This is a genomic window from Candidatus Microbacterium phytovorans (assembly GCA_029202445.1).
GTDB classification, from domain to species: Bacteria; Actinomycetota; Actinomycetes; order Actinomycetales; family Microbacteriaceae; genus Microbacterium; species Microbacterium phytovorans.
On record CP119321.1, the window covers coordinates 1,194,933 to 1,211,597 of the forward strand.

Here is a 16,665-nt window from a genome sequence, read left to right on the forward strand (position 1 = left end):
ACCGCATGGATGCACTCGGACCTCGGATCGCCGTCGCCCTGCGCCGCGAGCGCGAGCGCGCGGGACTGGGCGCGTCAGAGCTCGCACGCCGAGCCGGCGTCTCCAAGGCGACCGTGTCGCAGCTGGAGTCCGGGAGCGGCAATCCGAGCGTCGAGACGCTGTGGGCCATCGCGACCGCGCTCGATGTGCCGTTCTCCGTCTTCGTGGAGGACCGGCGCGAAGGCCCGCAGCTCATCCGCGCCACCGACCGCAGCGGCATCCGCTCCGCCGAGTCGTCGTACGAAGCGCTCCTACTCGCCGCCGGCGCGCCGCAGGCGAGAAGCGACCTCTACCTCCTGCGTGCCGAGCCCGGCGAGCCCCGACGTTCGCTCCCCCACCTGGTAGGCACGGTCGAACACGTCGTCCTCGTCACCGGACGGGCGCTCGTCGGTCCGTTGGACGAACCGTTCGAGCTGACGCCCGGCGACTACCTCCGCTACGCCGGCGACGCGCCGCACGTGTTCGAGGCCCTCGAACCCGACACCGCCGCCGTGCTCGTGTCAGAAGTGCGCTGACGGCACAGGGCCCCACTGACGGCACGGGTCCTGGTCAGGCGTTGGCGTCCTGGCGCTTGAGACGAGCAGTCGCGCGGCCGCGCTCGGTCGCGTCGAGCACGACCTTGCGGATGCGGACCTTCTCCGGCGTGACCTCGACGCATTCGTCGTCACGGGCGAACTCCAGCGACTCCTCCAGCGACAGGGTGCGCGGCGGCGTCATCGACTCGAACGAGTCCGAGGTCGAAGAGCGCATGTTGGTGAGCTTCTTTTCCTTGGTGATGTTCACGTCCATGTCGTCGGCGCGCGAGTTCTCACCGATCACCATGCCCTCGTAGACCTCCTCCGTGGGCTGCACGAAGAACGACATCCGCTCCTGGAGCGCGATGATCGCGAAGGGCGTGACGACACCCGAGCGGTCGGCGACGATCGAACCGTTCTGACGCGTCGTGATGTGACCCGCCCAGGGCTCGTAGCCGTGCGAGATCGCGTTGGCGATGCCCGTGCCGCGCGTGGTGGTCAGGAACTCGGTGCGGAAGCCGATCAGTCCGCGCGACGGCACGACGAACTCCATGCGCACCCATCCGGTGCCGTGGTTGGTCATCGTCTCCATGCGGCCCTTGCGGGACGCGAGCAGCTGCGTGATGGCGCCGAGGTACTCCTCGGGCGCGTCGATCGTGAGGTGCTCGAACGGCTCGTACGTCTTGCCGTCGACCTTCTTCGTGACGACCTGGGGCTTGCCGACGGTCAGCTCGAAACCTTCGCGGCGCATGTTCTCGACGAGGATCGCGAGGGCCAGCTCACCGCGGCCCTGCACCTCCCACGCGTCGGGGCGCCCGATGTCGACGACCTTCAGCGACACGTTGCCGATGAGCTCGCGGTCGAGGCGGTCCTTGACCATGCGAGCCGTCAACTTGTGGCCCTTCACCTTGCCCATGAGGGGCGACGTGTTCGTGCCGATGGTCATCGAGATGGCCGGGTCGTCGACCGTGATGGCCGGGAGCGGGCGCACGTCTTCGGGGTCGGCGATCGTCTCGCCGATGGTGATCTCCTCGATACCGGCGATCGCGACGATGTCGCCGGGACCCGCCGACTCGGCCGGGTAGCGCTCCAGCGCGCGTGTCTTCAGCAGCTCGGTGATGCGCGCGTTGCTGTGCGTGCCGTCGTGACGCACCCACGCGACCGTCTGGCCCTTCTTGAGAGTGCCATTGAAGACACGCAGCAGCGCGAGGCGGCCGAGGAACGGCGAGGAGTCGAGGTTGGTGACCCAGGCCTGCAGCGGCGCCTCGTCGTCGTAGGACGGCGCGGGGACGTGCTGGAGGATCGCCTCGAACAGCGGCTCGAGGTCGTCGTTGTCGGGCAGCGAGCCGTTGTCGGGCCGCGTACGCGAGGCGGCGCCGGCGCGACCGGACGCGTAGACGACCGGCACGTCGAGGAGCGCGTCGACGTCGAGGTCGGGCACGTCGTCGACGAGGTCGGATGCCAGGCCCAGCAGCAGGTCGTGGGCCTCCTCCTCGACCTCGACGATGCGCGCGTCGGGACGGTCGGTCTTGTTGACGAGCAGGATGACGGGGAGCTTCGCCTCGAGGGCCTTGCGCAGCACGAAGCGCGTCTGCGGAAGGGGACCCTCGCTCGCGTCGACCAGCAAGACCACGCCGTCGACCATCGACAGACCGCGCTCGACCTCGCCTCCGAAGTCGGCGTGGCCCGGGGTGTCGATGACGTTGATGGTCACGGGCACGTCGGTGTGGGCGCCGTTGTAGGTGATCGCGGTGTTCTTCGCGAGGATCGTGATGCCCTTCTCACGCTCCAGGTCGTTGGAGTCCATCGCGCGATCTTCGACGTGCGCGTGCTCGCCGAACGAGCCCGTCTGCCGCAGCATCGCGTCGACCAGCGTGGTCTTGCCGTGGTCGACGTGCGCGACGATCGCGACGTTTCGGAGGTCGGGACGAAGGGCGCGCGCCATGGGATTCCTTGAAAGAAGAAGGGGATGCACCCGGAGTCGGGTGCATCCCATTCTACAAGCCGCGGCTGTGAACCGCGTCCGGGGCGGTCTCAGCTGGCCGGACGGTACTTCTCCTGGGTCGCCAGGAGCGCCGCGCGCGCCTCGCGGCGCTGGCGCTGCTCGCCCGGATCCGGCACGGGCACGGCCGCGATGAGTCGCTGCGTGTACGGGTCCTGCGGGTTCCGGAGGATCTGCTCCTTCGAGCCCTGTTCGACGATCTTGCCGTGCTGCATGACCGCGATCCGGTCGGCGAGCAGGTCGACGACGGCGAGGTCGTGCGTCACGAACAGCGTCGCGAACTGCTTCTCCTTCTGGATGTTCTGCAGCAGCTCCAGCACACGCGCCTGCACGGACACATCGAGCGCGCTCGTGGGCTCGTCGGCGACGAGCACCTCGGGATCGAGGGCGAGCGCGCGGGCGATGCCGATGCGCTGACGCTGACCGCCGGAGAGCTCGTGCGGGTAGCGGTTGCGGAACTCGCGGGGCAGCTCGACCATGTCGAGCAGCTCCTCGACGCGCTTGCCGATCTTGCTGCGTTCCCAGCCGGCGAGCTCGAGGGGCTCACCGATCGAGATGCCGACGGGCCACCGCGGGTTCAGCGAGGAACCGGGATCCTGGAAGACGATGCCGAGCTTGCGGCGCACGGCGCGCAGCTGCTTGGCATCCACTCCCACCATCTCCTGGCCGGCGACACGCAACGCGCCCTCGGAGATCGGGACGAGCCCGACGATCGCGCGGGCGATCGTCGTCTTGCCCGAGCCCGACTCGCCCACCAGTCCCAGCACCTCACCGGGCTGGATCTTGATCGACGCGTTCTCGACGGCCTTGAAGGCGGGCACGCGGCCCCGCTTCGGATACTCGATCGACACGCCGTCGAGGAAGAGCGCCGCCGTGGCGTCCTCGCTGATGCGGTCGACGTCGGGCGTCGCCTCGCCGAGACCGAGGTGCGGCACGGATGCCATGAGCGCCTGCGTGTAGGGGTGCTTCGCTCCCCCGAAGATCTGCGCGACCGGTCCGTGCTCGACGACGTCGCCGTCCTTCATCACCATGACGTCGTCGGCCATGTCGGCCACGACGCCCATATCGTGCGTGATGAGGATGATCGCAGAGTCGAGCTTCTGGTGCAGGTTGCGCAGCAGGTCGAGGATCTCCGCCTGCACGGTGACGTCGAGCGCGGTGGTCGGCTCGTCGGCGATGAGCACGCGCGGGTCGAGAGCGATCGCCTGCGCGATCATCGCGCGCTGGCGCTGACCGCCCGACAGCTGGTGCGGGTAGGAGTTGTGCGCCTTGACGGGGTCGGGCATCTCGACGAGGCCGAGAAGCTCGATCGCCCGAGCCTTGGCCTGCTTGCGCGTCATGCCGGGACGGTGCGTCTGCAGCGTCTCGCCGATCTGGAACCCGATCGTGTAGACGGGGTTGAGGGCCGTCATCGGCTCCTGGAAGATCGCCGCGATTCCCTCGCCGCGCACACGACGCAGCTGCTCGGGAGATGTGCCGATGAGCTCGTGGCCCGCCAGCCGCGCGCTGCCGGTGACCCGCGCGTTCTGAGGGAGCAGGCCCATGATCGCCATCGAGCTCGTGCTCTTGCCGGAGCCCGACTCGCCGACGATCGCGAGCACCTTGCCCGGGTGCAGGTCGTACGACACGTGCTTCGCCGCAGCGGCCCACTTCGCGCCGACCCAGAACTCGACGTTCAGGTCGGACACCGACAGGGCGGGCCCGTCGTACTTCTCACCCGGGACGTAGGTGCGCAGCGAGTTGCGCCCGTGGGCGATGGAGCCGGTCGTCGGCGCCGTCTGAGGGTTGTCTTCGGCAGTCATCGCCGTGCCTCCCGTGTCAGGATGGGCAGATGCCCCACCCGGTTGTCTTCCGTCCGCGCGGCGGCGTGATTCTCGCCGTCGTCGCTATCGTCCTGTGCCTCGCGGTGCTCGTCTCGATCGTCGTGACCGACGGCATCCTGGGCCTGTTGGCCTGGGGCTGGCCGGTCGTCGCGATCGCGTGGCTCGCCTGGCTGCTGTACATCCGCCCGAGCGTCACGCTCACCGACGGATTCGTCGAGGTCGTCAATCCCGTGCACACGCACCGTGTGCCGTGGGGCGACGTGTTCGACGTCGAGTCGCGCTACGCACTCACCGTCACCACGCACGACAAGCGCACCGTCCGGGCGTGGGCCGCTCCCGCTCCGGGTGCCCGGCAGGCGCTCAGCACCCGTCGCGAAGACGTGCGCCGCGCTCCCGGCGACGGCGAGACGCGCCGACCGTCGGATGCCGAGGGCACCGATTCGGGTGACGCGACCGCGCTCGTGCTCCGTGGGCTGGAGCAGTACCGCCGCAGTGGCGCGCCGAACCTTCCCGGCGGCACCGTGTCGACGTGGGCCGTCGTTCCGCTCCTGGTGACCGTCGCGCTGGTCGCGGCGGCCGTCGTGAGTCTGGCGCAAGCGGTCGCTCACGGCTGATCGCCCCGCTCGCGGGCCGCGGCGGCCGGATCGTCGGATGCGACGCCCTCGGGGTCGTCGGCGCTCGTCGGACCCTCGACGAAGATCGGAGCCTGCGCCGACGGGATCGCCGCCACGGCACGGGCCGCCTTGCGCTTGCTGACCTTCGACTGCTGCCGCGGGTCGAACGCATCACGCAGACCGTCGCCGATGAAGTTGATGCACAGCGCCAGGATGATGATGAACAGACCCGGCCACCAGAACAGCCATGGCCGCGTGCGGAAGGCCTCTCGGTACTCCGAGATGATCTGGCCCAGCGACACGTCGGGGTACTGGATGCCGAAGCCGATGAACGCGAGAGCGGCTTCCGTCAGCACGGCCGCGCTCATGAGCAGCGTCGTGTTGACGATGATGATGCCGACCGCGTTGGGCAGGATGTGCCGGAAGATCACGCGACCGTTGGAGGCTCCCGCGACGCGAGCCGCATCGACGAACTCGCGCTCGCGGAGGGCCAGGAACTCGCCGCGCACGAGTCGCGCAAGACCCGTCCAGCTCAGGATGCCGAGGAAGAGCCCGAACACCCAGGCGTTCGCGCCGCCGAGCAGCTTTCCGATGATCGAGCCGAGCACGATGATCGGGATGATGATCACGACGTCGGTGAACCGCATGAGGAGGGCGTCGATCCACCCGCGGAAGAATCCCGAGAGAGCACCGATCAGCACGCCGAGCACGAGCGAGACGATGCCGACGATGAACATGACCGTGATCGACTGCTGCGTGCCGCGCATGACCTGCGCGAACACGTCCTTGCCGAGCGTGTCCTGTCCGAAGGGGTGCTCCCCGATCGAGAACGGGAAGAGGTTCAGCGTCGGCAGGCCGCCGTTGACGATGGGGTACGTCGTGAACCAGTCACGCGGCCACCAGCCGGCGATACGGAATCCGTTGACCCGAAGGGCGCCGTCGGGGCCGGCCTCCAGGTTCCCCGTTCCGCCGACGACGGTGCCGACGGACGTGAACGCGAGGAGGATCGTGAGGATCAGCACGACGAGCGCGATCATCGCGCCCTTGTGACGGAAGAACCGCCGACGGACGAGCTGACCCTGGCTGAGGCCGGCAAGGGCCTTCTGCTCGAGGGACTGCTCCGAGCCGCGGTCCTGAGGAGCGTCGGTGGGAAGTGGTGTGGTCGACATGTCAGCTCACCCGAATCCGGGGGTCGAGGGCGGAGTACAAGAGATCCGCGACGAGGTTGAAGACGACGGCGAGGACGCCGGTGACGAGGAAGAACCCCATGACGAGGTTCACGTCACCTCGGCGCAGGCCGTCCACGAAGAGCGAGCCCATTCCCTTCCACGCGAAGATCGTCTCGGTGATGACCGCGCCGCCGATGAGGGCGCCGATGTCGAACGCGATGATCGTCGCGATGGGGATCAGGGCGTTCCGGAGGGCGTGACGCACGATGACCGTGCGCTCGCTGAGGCCCTTCGCGCGCGCTGTGCGCACGTAGTCCTGGTTCATGACCTCCAGGAGGCTCGACCGCGCGTAGCGGGTGTACGCCGCGATCGAGACGAGCGCGAGCGCGATCGTCGGCAGCAGCAGGTGCGTGAAGCCGTCCATGATCTGGAACCACATGTCGCCCGAGAGGTTCGGGGTCTGCGAACCGATCGTCGCGATCGCACCGGACTGCGGAATCTTCCGGAGGTAGTCCTCGTAGACGAGCATCGTGCGGTCGATCACCATCGTGAAGACGGTGATGAAGCTCACGATCGCCGCCGTCCGCGCGGCCTCCTTCTTTCCATCGCCACCCACGAGGAGTCCGACGCCCACGCCGACGCCGATCGCGACGACGTAGAGCGCGAGAAGCATCCACCCCTGCGGGACGAAGAAGAAGAGGTACTGCAGCGGCTGGTAGAGCGCGGCCCACAGGGCCACGACGATCAGGGCGGAGTACAGCGTGCGGCGGTTCGCGAGGCCCGTCGAGATCGCGGTCACACCGACGGCCGCGGCGAGGCCCGTGATGATGACGCCGACGATGCCGATCGACGGCGAGGCGAACCAGTTCGTGATCTGGAGGAAGGCCAGGAGCAGCGCGGTCGCCGCGAAGGCCGAACCGAACGTGATGAGACGCTTCCTTGCGCCTCCTCCGAGGATGCTCATGAAGATGAAGCCCACGACCAGTCCCGTGACGAGCATCACGGGTATCGGGATGTTGGGATTCGCCAGGAACTGGTTGAACTGAATGGCGCCGAACTCCTTGAGGAGCACCGCGATCCAGAAGATGGGGAGCGAGTACACGATGAACGTGAGGAACGTCACGGTGTAGTCGAATCCGCTGTACTGCCGAAGGGCCGTCAGGATACCGATCGTGAGGCCGACGATGATCGCGATGATCGTCGCGGCGGTGACGAGCTGGATCGTCGAGTTGGCGGCGTTGGCCACGGCTTCGGTGACCGGCTGGTCGCTGCGGCTGAACGCGATGCCGAGGTCGCACTGACCGATGAGGCATTTCGACGCTCCGCCGAGCCACAGGAAGTAGCGGATGACGACGGGCGTGTTGAGGCTGAGCTTCTCGATCCGCTGAGCGATCTGCTCTTCGCGGTTCGGCGCATTGCTTCCGCGCAGATCGCTGAGCGGATCGGACCCGATCGACGTCAGGGTGTAGACGATGAACGAGGCGACGAGGAGGACCAACAGGATGGCGCCGAGCCGACGCAGGATGAAGGTCAGCACGTGCAGCCTCTCAGTGGGGTGGCTGAGGACATGGGTAATTCCATTCGCAACGAGGCGGGTAAGCCTCAAAAGTACTACGCGCCGGTGCGGAGGACACGATCGACGTGCCCGTGCGCCGACACGACTGTGGGTGCCGAGGGGTCACCTCGGCACCCACAGTCATCTGTCAGAGCGGAGGCTCCGGGTGGGCGGGCATGCCGCCCACCCGGAGCGCGAGATCACTCCGATGCAGCGCCGGCCGGCGCCCACTCCCAGAAGTTCCAGAAGTAGTCGGGGCTCAGCGGCATGATCTTGACACCGGTCACGCGGTCGCTCGAGACGAGCAGGCCGGGGAACTGGTAGATCGGGATGGACGCAGCGTCGGCCCAGATGCCGGCCTCAGCCGTCTTCAGGAGCTCGGTCTGCTGGTCGGCGTCAGACGTCGTGTTGAGCGTCTTGAGCGCCTCGGTCGTGGCGTCGTTGCAGAAACCGTTGTAGTTTCCACCCTTGGCCATCGGGTCGTCGTAGCAGGCGTAGATCTGGTCCGAGCCGCCCACGGCGAGCGATGTCTGCGACCAGGCGAAGATCGTCGCGTCGTGCGGGTTGATCGGCTCCTGCGACGGGTCGGTGAAGACCCAGTTCGGCTCGCTCTGGTCGACGAGCTTGAAGCCCGCCTTCGCGGCCGACGCGGCGATCAGCTCGAACTCCTGGGCACGACGGACGTTGCCCTCGGGGTACCAGAAGCCGACCTCGACCTCACCGGTCACGCCGGCCTCTTCGAGGAGAGCCTTCGCGCCGTCGATGTCCACCTCGGCGTAGTCGGCCGAGCCGTTGGACTCCGAGAGGATCGGGTAGCGGACCGTGTCGGACGCGCTCACCAGGTGCGTGTTGCGGACGGTGGCGTCCGGGTTCAGCGGCTTGATGATCTTGTCGACGATCTCCTGGCGCGGGATGGTCTTCAGGAACGCCTGGCGAACCTTGAGCGCCTTGTCCGCGTCTCCGCCGTACGTGGCGGGGTCGAAGGGACCACCGTTGTTGAACGTCAGGTCGACGTGCTCGTGCGAGGCCTGAACACCGGTCTGCACGTTCGCGTTCTCGATGCCGTTGGCGAGCTCGAGGATGTCGGACGTCGGCTGACCGGTCCAGATGTCGAGCTCACCCGACTGGAGGGCCTGCAGCGCCGTGGTCGAGTCGGCGATCGCGCGGATCGTGATCTTCTCGTACTGCGGCGACTCGCCCCACGTGAACAGCGGGTTGGCGACGAGCGTGGTGTACTCGTCCTCCTTCGTGTCCAGCAGGTTGTACTGACCGGCGGTCAGGAACGCAGCGGGGCTGTCGGGCATCTCGGTGTAGACGTACGCGTCGTTCCACGCGGTCGCCAGCGCCGTGAGCACCTCGGTGTCACCGTCGGTGATGGCCGAGATGACCTTCTCCTTGGCGCCCTCGGCGAACTTCTTCGCCGCGTCGGTGTACTTCGTGAAGTTGTCGTCGGAGTCGTCGGACTTGTAGGTGTCCCACGCCGCCTGGACGTCGGCGTACTCGTCGGGGTACGCGAGGGCGTACGTGCCGTGAGCCGAGACGGTGAGCGGCTGGACGAGCTCCCAGTCCACGTAGGGCTCGTCGTACTGGAGGGTGATCTCCTTCTCGCCCGTGACGGGCGTCTTGGTGATCAGCGCGTAGCCGGTGGTGGCGGCCGGAGCCCAGCCACCCTCGACATTGCCCGAGAGGGCGGCCCATGCCATGAGCATGTCGGCCTCGTCGATCGGCACGCCGTCGGACCAGACCGCGTCGGCCGTGATCTTGTAGTCGACGGTCAGCGGGTCGTCGCTCGTCTTCTCGTACGTACCGAAGTCCGTGTTGCGGACCCACTTCGGCGTGTTGTCGTAGTAGCCCCACGACGACGCCGAGTCGGTGATGTACTTCACGTTCGAGTTGGCGGTGTTGTTGCCCGCGCTGCTGCTCGAGTTGAAGGCCATGAAGCCCTCGTTGTAGGCAACGAAGATCTCGGTGCCTTCCTGAACGTCCGACTGGTACGGGTTGCCGCAGCCGGAGAGCACGAGGGCCCCCACCGCTACAACGCCCACGCCCGCCGCGAGACGTGCGATCTTCACATTTCCTCCTGTGCAAAGGTGATGTGCCCAGCCTGAGAAAGCCCTGGGCACGGATACGACACACCATAAGCACGCGGCCCGGCACCGGACAAACCGACTCGGGGAACCGTTACAGATCCTTTACTGAAATCAACATGCCTGTGACAATCTGACAACGTGACCGACACACGCGCTGAATATTCGCCCAGTTCTGCTCACTCGTCCGCGCGATTGTGGTGGGAGATCGCGCTGGTGCTCGCGCTGTCGGTCGGGCGTTCCGCGCTGTACTCGGTGCTCTCCCTGGTGCAGGCGCTGACCCGCGAGGAGGCGCTCGGCGATCAGTCGACCTCGCTCAACCCGGGCGCCGACGCGCAGCAGTTCTGGGACGTCCTGTACCAGTTCCTGTCCCAGTTCTTCGCTCTCGTCCCCGTCGCACTCGCGATCTACTTCCTGTGGGAACCCGGGCGGTCCGCCTCCCGCCGGATCGGGCTGGACTTCCGGATGTTCGGGCGCGACATCGGCGCCGGCGTGCTGCTCGTGGCGGTCATCGGCATCCCGGGCCTCGGCCTCTACGCCGCGGGGCGTGCGCTCGGGATCACGGTACAGGTGGACGCCGCGCCGCTGGACTCCTCGTGGTGGACGATCCCGCTCCTCCTGCTCGCGGCGCTTCGCGCGGGGCTCACGGAGGAGGTCATCTTCCTCGGATACCTCTTCGATCGCCTGCGCCGCCTCGGCTGGAGCACGTGGACGATCATCCTCTCCACGGCAACGCTCCGCGGCGCGTACCACGCGTACCAGGGCTTCGGATCGATCGTCGGCAACGTCGCGATGGGCGTCGTGTTCGGGTGGGTCTACCACCGGTGGGGACGCGTCATGCCGCTCGTCATCGCCCACGTCGTGATCGACGTGATCGCGTTCGTCGGATACCCGCTCGCCGCCGCGTGGTGGCCGGACCTGTTCTAGGCGAAGGCCTCCACGGGCGGGCAGGCGCACACGAGGTTGCGGTCGCCGAAGGCGTTGTCGATGCGACGCACCGGCGGCCAGTACTTCGTGCGAACGAGGCTGCGCACCGGGTACACGGCCTCCTCCCGCGTGTAGGAGTGCTCCCACTCCCCCACGACGACGGCCTCCGCGGAGTGCGGGGCGTTGACGAGCGGGTTGTCGGATGCCGGCCAATCACCGGCCTGCACGCGAGCCGCCTCGGCGCGGATCGCGATCATCGCCTCCACGAACCGGTCGAGCTCGCCGATGTCCTCCGACTCGGTCGGCTCGACCATGAGGGTGCCCGCGACCGGGAACGACATCGTCGGCGCGTGGAAGCCGTAGTCGATGAGCCGCTTCGCGACGTCGTCGACGGAGATGCCGGTCTGCTCCTTCAGGGGACGCAGATCGAGGATGCACTCGTGGGCGACGAGCCCGCCCTCCCCCGCGTAGAGCACCGGATAGTGGTCCTTGAGGCGGTGCGCGACGTAGTTCGCCGCGAGGACCGCGGCCCCCGTAGCCTCCCGCAGCCCCGGGGCGCCCATCATGCGGACGTAGGCCCACGAGATGGGCAGGATGGACGCCGACCCGTACGGCGCCGCCGAGATCGGCCCGCCGTCGAAGACGAAGCCGCCGGCGTGCTCTGCACGCTGCGCGAGCGGGTGCGAGGGCAGGAAGGGCGCAAGGTGCGCCTTCGCCGCGACCGGACCTACGCCCGGACCGCCACCGCCGTGCGGAATGGCGAACGTCTTGTGGAGGTTCAGGTGCGACACGTCGCCACCGAGGTCTCCGAACCGGGCGAAGCCCAGGAGCGCATTCAGGTTGGCGCCGTCGACGTACACCTGACCGCCCGCGGCGTGCACGGCATTCGTGATCTCGACCACGTCGTGCTCGTACACGCCGTGCGTCGACGGGTAGGTGATCATGAGCGCCGCGAGGGCGTCGGCGTGGGCGGCGATCTTGGCGCGCAGGTCGTCGAGGTCGACGTTGCCCGCCTCGTCGCACGCGACGACGACGACCTTCATGCCGGCGAGGACGGCGGATGCGGCGTTCGTGCCGTGCGCCGACGAGGGGATGAGGCAGACGTCGCGGTGGACGTCGCCGTTGGCGTGGTGGTAGCCGCGGATCGCGAGGAGCCCGGCGAGCTCGCCCTGCGAACCCGCGTTCGGCTGCAGGGACACCGCGTCGTAACCGGTGACTTCCGCCAGCCACGCCTCGAGCTGGTCGATCAGCACGAGGTATCCGGCGACGTCGTCGGCCGGCGCGAACGGGTGCACGCGGGCGAACTCGGGCCACGACACGGCGGCCATCTCCGTCGCCGCGTTCAGCTTCATCGTGCACGAGCCGAGCGGGATCATGCCCCGATCGAGCGCGTAGTCGCGGTCGGCCAGCTGCTTGAGGTAGCGCATCATCGCCGTCTCGGAGCGGTGCGTGTGGAAGACGGGGTGGGTGAGGAACTCGTCCTCCCGCACGAGCGACTCCGGCACCTGCGCACCGAGACCGCGCGGCACGAACGCGAAGGCGCGACTCTCCGGTGCGCCGAACACCTGCGCGAGCGCGTGCAGCTCGGAGACGGTCGTCGTCTCGTCGACGGAGACGCCCACCGAGTCGGTATCGCGGAACCACAACTGCATCCCCCGGGCGCGTGCCGCGGCCACGATCTCCTCCGCCCGGCCGGGCGTGCGGACCACCAGGGTGTCGAAGAAGTGCTCGTGGAGAACCTCGGCCCCGGCCTCGACGATCCAGTCGCGCAGCAGTGCCGCGTGACCGGCGACGGTCGTCGCGATCCGCGACAACCCGTCCGGCCCGTGGTAGACGGCGTACATGGATGCCATGACCGCCAGCAGCACCTGCGCGGTGCAGATGTTGCTCGTCGCCTTCTCGCGCCGGATGTGCTGCTCGCGCGTCTGGAGGGACAGGCGATAGGCCGGATGGCCGACGGCATCCTGCGACACGCCGACGAGGCGACCCGGGAGCTGTCGCTCGAGGCCCGCGCGCACGGCCATATAGCCGGCGTGGGGCCCGCCGAAGCCCATCGGCACGCCGAAGCGCTGGGTCGTGCCGACCGCGATGTCCGCCCCGAGGGAGCCGGGCGAGCGCAGCAGCGTCAGGGCGAGGAGGTCGGCGGCGACGACGACGAGGCCGCCCTGGGCCTGCACCGCACCGATGACCTCGGAGGGGTCCCAGACCCGACCCGATGCGCCGGGGTACTGGACGAACGCCCCGAAGACGTCGAGGTCCGATGGCGGCGGAGACACGTCGTAGGCCGTCTCGTGGATCTCGATGCCGAGCGCGGCGGCACGGTGCGCGAGGAGGGCCTTGGTCTGCGGAAGCGCATCGGCATCCACGAGGAACACCTGGGAGCGACTGCGTGAGGCCCGGCGAGCGACGAGCATGCCCTCGACGACGGCGGTCGACTCGTCGAGCATCGACGCATTGGCCGTCTGCAAGCCCGTCAGGTCGGTGACCATCGTCTGGAAGTTGATGAGCGCTTCGAGGCGCCCCTGCGAGATCTCCGGCTGGTACGGCGTGTACGCGGTGTACCACGACGGGTTCTCGAGCACGTTCCGCACGATGACCGAGGGCGTCAGCGTGTCGTAGTAGCCGAGGCCGATGAACGACCGGGCCGTGCGGTTCTGCGCCGCGAGGTCGCGCAGTTCGGCGAGGGTCTCCGCCTCGGTCGCCGCGGGCGGGATGACCGACGCGTCGCCGAGCGGAGTGGCGTGGATCGAGGCCGGCACTGCCCGTTCGACGAGCGCGTCGACGCTGCCGTACCCGAGGACGCCGAGCATCCGCTCCTGGGCCGAAGCGTCGGTGCCGATGTGCCGCTGGGTGAACGGGACGCTCACTCCTCGCCGCCCGTGAGCGCCACGTACGCGGCACGGTCGAGCAGGCCGTCGACGTCGGATGCCGTCACCCGTAGGCGCACGAGCCAGCCGGCGAAGGCGTCGGCGTTCACGAGCGAGGGATCGGCGACGACGTCGTCGTTCACCTCGAGCACCTCGCCCGTCAGGGGGGCGTACAACTCACCCACCGACTTGGTGGACTCGATCTCGCCGCAGACATCGCCCGCGCTGACGGTCGAGCCGACGGCGGGGAGGTCGACGTAGACCACGTCGCCCAGCTTGTCGGCGGCGTAGTCGGTGATGCCGACGGTGGCGACGTCGCCCTCCAGGGCGATCCACTCGTGCTCGTCGGTGTACTTCAGGCTGTCGAGATCGGTCACTTCGTCCTCCGGTAGAAAGGCAGCGGGCTCACGGTTGCGGGAATGCGGGTGCCGCGGACATCGAGCGCGAGCTCGGTGCCGACGGCGGAAAGAGCGGGGGCGACGAAGGCCAGAGCGATGGGGTGGCCCAGCGTGGGGCTCAGCGCGCCGCTCGTGACCTCCCCCACGACCTCGCCGTCGGGACCGAGCACGGCGTATCCGGCGCGACCGGCGCGACGCCCTTCGGAGACGAGTCCGACGAGCACGGGCGCCTCGGTCGCGACGACCGACTCCAGCGCCGCCTTGCCGACGAAGTCGTCCTTACCGACGGCGACGACGCGGCCGAGGCCCGCCTGCGCCGGCACGATGTCGAGGGAGAGCTCGTGTCCGTACAGCGGCATCCCCGCCTCCAGCCGCAGCGTGTCCCGCGCGGCGAGGCCGGCGGGAACGAGCCCGAGCGGCGCGCCGGCCGCCGTGAGCGCCTCCCACAGATCGTCGGCGCGATCGTTGCCGACGTACAGCTCGTATCCGTCTTCGCCGGTGTACCCGGTGCGGGCGATCAGGACGGGTGCGCCGTCGAACTGCGCACGCGTCGCGGCGTAGTACGGCAGCTCGTCCAGAGACCGCTCTTCCTCGCCGAGACCGTGCGTTGCGGCGAGCACGCTGCGCGCGACCGGGCCCTGCACCGCGATGAGCGCGAACGCGTCGGTGTCGTCGGTGACCGTGACCTCGAAGCCGCCTGCCCGCTCGAAGAGCGCCGCCGACACCGGGCCGCGGTTGCCCGCGTTGGCGACCACGAAGAACTCCTCGTCGCCGAGGCGGTACACGATCAGGTCGTCGACGATGCCGCCGGACTCCGCGAGCAGGAGGCTGTACTTCGCCTTCCCGACCGGCAGCGTCGAGAGCCGGCCGGCCAGGGCATAGTCGAGGAAGGCTCCCGCATGCGCGCCGACGACCGTGAACTCCGCCATGTGCGAGATGTCGAAGAGGCCGGCCGTCGTGCGGACAGCGTGGTGCTCGGCGAGGTCCGACGTGTAGCGCACCGGCATCGACCACCCGCCGAAGTCCGTGAACGACGCGCCCAGCGCGCGGTGTCGCGCGGCGAGGGGCGTCTCGCGGGGCAGGTCGGACCCGCTGAGGAGGGCTGGATCGGTCATGAGTTCTCCCGTGCTCGGGCGGGCGGATGCCGGGGACCCGGCATCCGTGAACTCCCCCTCTGTCATTGGCCTGAGAGTTTCACCCGCGGCGCCGAGGCGCACGCCGGGTTTTCACCGTCGGCACGCCCCGTCGAGGGACGTTTTCCAGAGCGGCCGGACGCGAGCGGTACGCGGACCTGAGAGATTGGCGGGGAGGCTTGCTCCTTCGGTGCCCGGACGTCGCCGCCCGGAGCTCTCCCGCACACGTCATGCGGCCTGTCTTCAGTTGCAGGGCCAGCATAGCGCGGCCGACGGCGGTGTTCGGTTCAGGCGGCGCATCGACCCGACGAGACGGTGGGGTCGTCGGCGCCCACCGCGTCGAGCACGGGACGCAGCTCGCGCGTCGTCATCGCGTAGCCGCGGTCCTCGCCGTCCGCGCCTCGCGCGAAGACGACGCCGATGACGCGCCCGTCCTGGTCGAGGAGAGGACCGCCGGAGTTACCCGGACGCACGTCGGCGTCGAGGGCGTACACGTCGCGCAGGTTGGTCGACGACTCGTAGATGTCCGGCACAGGAACCTCGCCCACCGATACGACGGCGGCGGTCGAACTCGTGAACGGACCGCCCAGCGGATAGCCCTGGACCGCGGCCTGCGTGCCCGGATCCACCGGGTCGGCGATCACGAGAGGCGCGCCGTCCAGCCCGTCGACCGCGATGACGGCGAGGTCGTCTTCGGGGTCGAGGTACACGAGCCTGCCCTCGCGCACACGGCCGCCCGGAAGCTCCACGACCGGGGCATCGACTCCCGCCACCACGTGCGCATTGGTGACGACGAGGTCGTCGCCCGCGACGAACCCGGACCCCGTCATCGACACGCCGCACGCGTAGGCGGTGCCGCTGATGCGTGCGACGGATGCCGATGCCGCCTGGAGCTCGGGATCGTCCAGCTCTACCGGAGGTCCCGTGGGCGTGACGACGGTGCCGATCACGGTGCCCAGGCGCGGCAGTGTGTCGGTCACGACGAAGCCGCGCACCTGGGCGAGGGCGTCGTCCAGCGGCGCCGGTGTGAGGCGGTCGAGCGCCAGCAGGACCTGTGAGGACGCAACGGCAGAGGACACGACCGGCGTGCCGGATGCCGTCACGCCGGCGGCGACCATCAAGAGCACGAGCGCGGTCGCGACGGTGCTGACCAGCCCGCCCAGGAATCGCTCCACCCACCGCAGTCGCGTGCGGTCGACGCCGCTGCGCACCCACGCCCCGATCGCGGTGCCGAGCGCCGTCACGGCCAGCAGGATGCCGATCGCCACGGCGGCGAGCGCGACGCTCCGCCAGAGGCCGACCGGGATGACGGAGGAGATCGCGGGGGTGACCACCGGCACGAGCCACAGCGCGAGGAAGGCCCCGGCGACCATCCCGACGAGGGTCCCGAGACTCGCGAAGAACCCGCGCGCGATGCCGGTGACGAAGGCGCCCAGGAGTGCGACGACGGCGATGATGTCGACGATCGGCATGACGACCTCCTGACGGGCCACGCTACCTGGTGCGGCTGCGGCATCCCTGATTGCCCGGCCCGCA

Annotated in this window: 12 protein-coding genes and 1 riboswitch; of the genes, 3 read left to right on the forward strand and 9 right to left on the reverse strand. The window is 68.9% G+C overall.

Annotated features, from left to right (window positions below; genetic code table 11):
- Positions 1 to 5 precede the first annotated feature (5 nt).
- Positions 6 to 554, forward strand: a complete 549-nt coding sequence (locus tag P0Y48_05755; GenBank protein ID WEK14703.1) for an XRE family transcriptional regulator — start codon at positions 6 to 8, stop codon at positions 552 to 554.
- Positions 555 to 588: 34 nt separating this feature from the next.
- On the opposite strand, the gene typA is transcribed toward P0Y48_05755, so the two are convergent.
- On the reverse strand, positions 589 to 2,499 hold the full coding sequence (gene typA, locus P0Y48_05760; protein WEK14704.1) for a translational GTPase TypA: 1,911 nt from the start codon (positions 2,497 to 2,499) through the stop codon (positions 589 to 591).
- 89 nt (positions 2,500 to 2,588) lie between these two features.
- Complete coding sequence (locus P0Y48_05765) at positions 2,589 to 4,358, reverse strand: ABC transporter ATP-binding protein (protein ID WEK14705.1); 1,770 nt, start codon at positions 4,356 to 4,358, stop codon at positions 2,589 to 2,591.
- 29 nt (positions 4,359 to 4,387) lie between these two features.
- Between P0Y48_05765 and P0Y48_05770 the strand changes: the two genes are divergently transcribed.
- Complete coding sequence (locus P0Y48_05770; protein WEK14706.1) at positions 4,388 to 4,993, forward strand: PH domain-containing protein; 606 nt, start codon at positions 4,388 to 4,390, stop codon at positions 4,991 to 4,993.
- On the opposite strand, the gene P0Y48_05775 is transcribed toward P0Y48_05770, so the two are convergent.
- From P0Y48_05775 to P0Y48_05785, 3 genes are all read right to left on the reverse strand, one after another.
- Positions 4,984 to 6,162, reverse strand: coding sequence for an ABC transporter permease (locus tag P0Y48_05775; protein ID WEK14707.1), 1,179 nt, complete (start codon positions 6,160 to 6,162; stop codon positions 4,984 to 4,986). The two genes, P0Y48_05770 and P0Y48_05775, sit on opposite strands and share 10 nt — an antisense overlap.
- 1 nt (position 6,163) lies before the next feature.
- Positions 6,164 to 7,699: an ABC transporter permease gene (locus P0Y48_05780; protein WEK14708.1), complete on the reverse strand. Its 1,536-nt coding sequence runs from the start codon at positions 7,697 to 7,699 to the stop codon at positions 6,164 to 6,166.
- Positions 7,700 to 7,917: 218 nt separating this feature from the next.
- Positions 7,918 to 9,789 carry an ABC transporter family substrate-binding protein gene (locus tag P0Y48_05785; protein WEK14709.1) on the reverse strand — a complete coding sequence of 624 codons (1,872 nt, stop codon included), beginning with the start codon at positions 9,787 to 9,789 and terminating at the stop codon, positions 7,918 to 7,920.
- Positions 9,790 to 9,945: 156 nt separating this feature from the next.
- On the opposite strand from P0Y48_05785, the gene P0Y48_05790 reads away from it, so the two are divergent.
- Positions 9,946 to 10,731, forward strand: a complete 786-nt coding sequence (locus P0Y48_05790) for a type II CAAX endopeptidase family protein (protein WEK14710.1) — start codon at positions 9,946 to 9,948, stop codon at positions 10,729 to 10,731.
- Here P0Y48_05790 and gcvP read toward each other — a convergent pair.
- The 4 genes from gcvP to P0Y48_05810 all read right to left on the reverse strand — a co-directional run bounded on the left by gcvP (position 10,728) and on the right by P0Y48_05810 (position 16,601).
- Complete coding sequence (gene gcvP / locus P0Y48_05795; protein ID WEK15015.1) at positions 10,728 to 13,541, reverse strand: aminomethyl-transferring glycine dehydrogenase; 2,814 nt, start codon at positions 13,539 to 13,541, stop codon at positions 10,728 to 10,730. The two genes, P0Y48_05790 and gcvP, sit on opposite strands and share 4 nt — an antisense overlap.
- A gap of 53 nt (positions 13,542 to 13,594) precedes the next feature.
- Complete coding sequence (gcvH, locus tag P0Y48_05800; protein ID WEK14711.1) at positions 13,595 to 13,975, reverse strand: glycine cleavage system protein GcvH; 381 nt, start codon at positions 13,973 to 13,975, stop codon at positions 13,595 to 13,597.
- Positions 13,972 to 15,111: a glycine cleavage system aminomethyltransferase GcvT gene (gcvT, locus tag P0Y48_05805; protein ID WEK15016.1), complete on the reverse strand. Its 1,140-nt coding sequence runs from the start codon at positions 15,109 to 15,111 to the stop codon at positions 13,972 to 13,974. Before gcvT ends, gcvH begins: the two co-directional genes overlap by 4 nt.
- A gap of 154 nt (positions 15,112 to 15,265) precedes the next feature.
- Positions 15,266 to 15,361, reverse strand: a riboswitch (glycine riboswitch).
- A gap of 55 nt (positions 15,362 to 15,416) precedes the next feature.
- Positions 15,417 to 16,601, reverse strand: a complete 1,185-nt coding sequence (locus tag P0Y48_05810; GenBank protein ID WEK14712.1) for a MarP family serine protease — start codon at positions 16,599 to 16,601, stop codon at positions 15,417 to 15,419.
- Between the last annotated feature and the right edge of the window lie 64 nt (positions 16,602 to 16,665).